Here is a 3,622-nt window from a genome sequence, read left to right on the forward strand (position 1 = left end):
CCGACCAACCTGGCCTCGGTCCGGCGCCACTTCCTCGACCACCTGACAGAACTGGACCTCGGCAAGCTCGCGGCGGCGCTGCGCAACATCGCCACCTGACCGGCGCGGACACGCCGCTCCCGGCCCGGATCCGGGTCACCGACCGGCGCCAGACCACGCCGCCCGGTTGGAGTGCGCGTGAAGACGTACGCTCGCCTCGGACCCCCTCCGACGGCAGGAGCAGCAACGATGCAGTACGTGAAGCTCGGTTCGACGGGCCTGGACGTCTCGCGGATCTGTCTGGGCTGCATGACCTACGGTCTTCCCGACCGGGGCGCCCACGAGTGGACCCTCGGCGAGGAGGCGTCCCGCCCGCTGATCCGGCAGGCGCTGGAGGCCGGGATCACCTTCTTCGACACCGCGAACGTCTACTCGGACGGCACCAGCGAGGAGATCGTCGGCAGGGCGCTGAGGGACTTCGCCCGCCGGGACGAGATCGTGCTGGCCACGAAGGTGCACGGCCGGATGCGGCCCGGTCCGAACGGCGGCGGTCTCTCCCGCAAGGCGATCATGACCGAGATCGACCACAGCCTCAGCCGCCTCGGCACGGACTACGTCGACCTCTACCAGATCCACCGCTGGGACCCGCAGACGCCGATCGAGGAGACGATGGAGGCGCTGCACGACCTGGTCAAGGCGGGCAAGGTGCGCTACATCGGCGCGAGTTCGATGTACGCCTGGCAGTTCTCCAAGGCGCAGTACACGGCCCGGCTGCACGGCTGGACCCGCTTCGTGTCCATGCAGAACCACTACAACCTCCTGTACCGCGAGGAGGAGCGCGAGATGCTGCCGCTCTGCGCGGACCAGGGCGTCGGCGTGCTGCCGTGGAGCCCGCTCGCCCGCGGCCGCCTCACCCGGGACTGGGGCACCACCACCGAGCGCAGTGCGAACGACGACTTCGGCGGCCGTCTCTACCAGGAGGGCGACCGCACGATCGTCGAGGCCGTCACCCGGATCGCGAACGACCGGGGCGTGCCGCGTGCCCAGGTCGCCCTCGCGTGGCTGCTGCACCAGGACACGGTGACGGCCCCGATCATCGGCGCCGGCAAACCGCACCACATCGACGACGCGGTGGCCGCCGTCGAGCTGGAGCTCACCGGCAAGGAGATCGAGGAACTGGAGCAGCCCTACGCCCCGCACCCCGTCTCGGGGCACTGAGGCTCAGTGCGGGCCCGGTGGTGCGAACTCCGTGCCGCACGGGCCCGCGCCCTCGCTCTCGGGCAGCGGCACCCGGTCGCCGCTCATCGTCCGCGTGCGGTAGTGGCCGCCGATGCGTTCGGTGGAGCGGCCCACGTAGTGGCCGATGAACGAACGCCGGAAGCGGTCGGCGGCGCGGTTCGGCCCGGAGCCGTGGACCAGGCTGCCGTTGAAGAACAGGACGTCGCCCGGCCGCATGTCGACCGGTACGGGGCTGAGGCCGGGCGGCGGTGGCACGTACTCCCGTGCGAACGACACCCGCTCGTCCGCCTCCTCGGGGCAGAACAGGTCCATCCGGTGCGTGCCCGGCACGACCTCCAGACCGCCGTTCTCCCGGTCGATCACATCGCAGGCCACCCACGCCGCCACGCACGTGCCCGGCTCGACCCGCAGATAGAAGTTGTCCTGGTGCAGCGCCTGCCCCCGGGCGCCCGGCGGCTTGAAGTAGAACATGCTCTGCGCGGCCAGCGGCTCCTCGCCGAGCAGCACCTCCAGCGCCACACGCAGCCGCGCGTCCAGCAGGAACCGCAGCGCCAGGTCGTTGATCTCGTGAGGGTGCATGACCCTCGGGTAGGCGGCGAGCGGGTCGTCGCCCGCCCTCGGCTGGAAGTGTCCCGGCACCGGACCGCCCGCGTGCAGCGCCGTGAACTCCGCGCACAGGCGGTCGATCTCGTCATGCCCGAACAGCCCGCGTACGACAGTGAAACCGTCCTCCTGGAACCGTGCGAGCCCCTCCTCGGTCAGGATGGGATGACCGGCGGCGCCGATGTCCGTGGCTGTCATGCGTCCACTCCTCGGTGAGGTGTCCCCGGTGCACCACGCTAGGCCGGAACGCGGCTGTGGAGGATGCCCATGAGCGCTGACGACTTGCCCGAGGCTGCTGCACCCGGCGCTCCGTCGCCGCCGCCCGGCCTGGTGGTGATCGGCCACTTCGACCAGTCTCCGGGCTACGCCGTGGATCGGCCACGCGGCGCGGACAGCTGGCTGTTCACCTGGACGACGGGCGGCCGGGGCCGACTGCGCCAGGGGGGCACCGGGACGCCCGCTGACCCGGGCGACCTGGTGGTGCTCGCGCCCGGCGTCCGGCAGGGCTACGGCGTCGCCCCGGGCGCGCGGCACTGGCGCTTCTGGTGGGCGCACTGCCAGGCACGCCCGTCCTGGCGGCCCTGGCTTCGCCCCTACGACGCCGGAGACGGCGTCCATGTCGTCGCCCCCGTCCCGGCGGCACTGCACGGCCGGGTGGAGTCGGCGTTCCGCAGGATGCTCGCCGACGCCCGCTGGACGGGCGCGGAGGCACCGCCCGCGACCCTGCCCGCCGACGACCCGGTGGCCGTCGCCCACGGCACGGCGGCCCATGAGCTGGCGCTCTGCGCCCTGGAGGAGATCGTCCTGCTCACGGCGTCGGCCGCGCGCACCGCCGTGCCGCCGCGGGGCATCGACGCCCGGGTGCGCCGGGCCCAGGCGCTGATCGCGGCCGACCCCGGCGCGCCGCACACCGTCCGCTCGCTGGCGGAGGCGGTCGCGCTGTCGCCCTCCCGGTTCGCGCACCTGTTCGCCCAGCAGACGGGGGAGTCGCCGATGCGCAGCCTGCGCGAGACCCGCCTCCGGCACGCCGCCCGCCTGCTGGAGGGCACCGACCTGTCCGTGGAACGCGTGGCCACGGCATCGGGCTTCGCCAGCCCCTTCCACTTCAACCGGGTCTTCCACGCCCGCTTCGGAGACCCCCCGGGCGCGTACCGGGCGTCACACCGGTGACGCCGGACTGGTCCACCCGGGTGACCCGGCCCCCGGCTGCCCGGGGGTCACCCCGACGACCGGGAGGGACACCCACAGCGCGACCACGGCGGTGATCAGCGCCGCCAGTCGGCCATAAGGGCGGCCGGCACGGCGATGCCGATCAGCGCCAGGAGCCCCGTCCGGCAGCGCGTGCCCCAACGCACCGGCGAGGCCGTTGTCGACCACCGCACGCACCACCACACCGAGGGCGAGCACGAACGCGAGGAACGCGGGCGCCGAGGCCCGCACGACCGTGAACGGCGTCGCAGGGCGTCGTACGCAGGCGCGGGCCCGCGAGAACCAGCGCGCCCGCGGCGGGGCGGCCCAGGCACCGTCCGGGCCGCCCGCCGCCCGGCGCGCGAGCCACGCGCCGCAGGCCCGGAACAGGCTTTCCACGTCGCCGCCGGCTCCGCGACCACGGCCTCCGGCAGCCGGAACGGGCGAAGTACCGCCCACCACAGAACGATGGCGGGCAGGACGACGGAAAGGACTTCGGCGAGCGGGGTGTGCAGGGAGATCCTCGGGCGTCGATCAACTGGTGCCTGTCCCTGGCAACAGGTGAGGGCAAGAGTCCGGTGAGATCAGGCTCCGTTGCCCGCCCGCATCACCG

4 protein-coding genes are annotated in these 3,622 nt (G+C 73.3%); 2 read left to right on the forward strand and 2 right to left on the reverse strand.

The window, feature by feature from the left end; genetic code table 11:
* Window positions 1-228: 228 nt before the first annotated feature.
* Window positions 229-1,197 carry an aldo/keto reductase gene (locus tag AB0O67_RS36940; RefSeq protein WP_365460380.1) on the forward strand — a complete coding sequence of 323 codons (969 nt, stop codon included), beginning with the start codon at window positions 229-231 and terminating at the stop codon, window positions 1,195-1,197.
* Between the two features lie 3 nt (window positions 1,198-1,200).
* Here the strand turns inward: AB0O67_RS36940 and AB0O67_RS36945 are convergent, their stop codons facing one another.
* On the reverse strand, window positions 1,201-2,019 hold the full coding sequence (locus tag AB0O67_RS36945; RefSeq protein WP_365460383.1) for a phytanoyl-CoA dioxygenase family protein: 819 nt from the start codon (window positions 2,017-2,019) through the stop codon (window positions 1,201-1,203).
* A gap of 69 nt (window positions 2,020-2,088) precedes the next feature.
* Between AB0O67_RS36945 and AB0O67_RS36950 the strand changes: the two genes are divergently transcribed.
* The gene (locus AB0O67_RS36950; protein ID WP_365460386.1) at window positions 2,089-2,991 is read left to right on the forward strand and encodes a helix-turn-helix domain-containing protein; all 903 of its coding nucleotides are present in this window, start codon (window positions 2,089-2,091) and stop codon (window positions 2,989-2,991) included.
* Here the strand turns inward: AB0O67_RS36950 and AB0O67_RS36955 are convergent.
* Window positions 2,980-3,408, reverse strand: coding sequence for a hypothetical protein (locus AB0O67_RS36955; protein ID WP_365460389.1), 429 nt, complete (start codon window positions 3,406-3,408; stop codon window positions 2,980-2,982). The genes AB0O67_RS36950 and AB0O67_RS36955 overlap by 12 nt on opposite strands.
* Window positions 3,409-3,622: the final 214 nt, after the last annotated feature.

Origin of the sequence: Streptomyces sp. NPDC086077 (genome assembly GCF_040686175.1) — a bacterium.
Taxonomy (GTDB): domain Bacteria; phylum Actinomycetota; class Actinomycetes; order Streptomycetales; family Streptomycetaceae; genus Streptomyces.

What these genes read in the sequence shown, in the direction of transcription:
- AB0O67_RS36940 (WP_365460380.1), top strand. Translation starts at nt 229, where the DNA reads ATGCAGTACGTGAAGCTCGGTTCGACGGGCCTGGACGTCTCGCGGATC.
- AB0O67_RS36950 (WP_365460386.1), top strand. Translation starts at nt 2,089, where the DNA reads ATGAGCGCTGACGACTTGCCCGAGGCTGCTGCACCCGGCGCTCCGTCG.
- AB0O67_RS36945 (WP_365460383.1), bottom strand. Translation starts at nt 2,019, where the DNA reads ATGACAGCCACGGACATCGGCGCCGCCGGTCATCCCATCCTGACCGAG.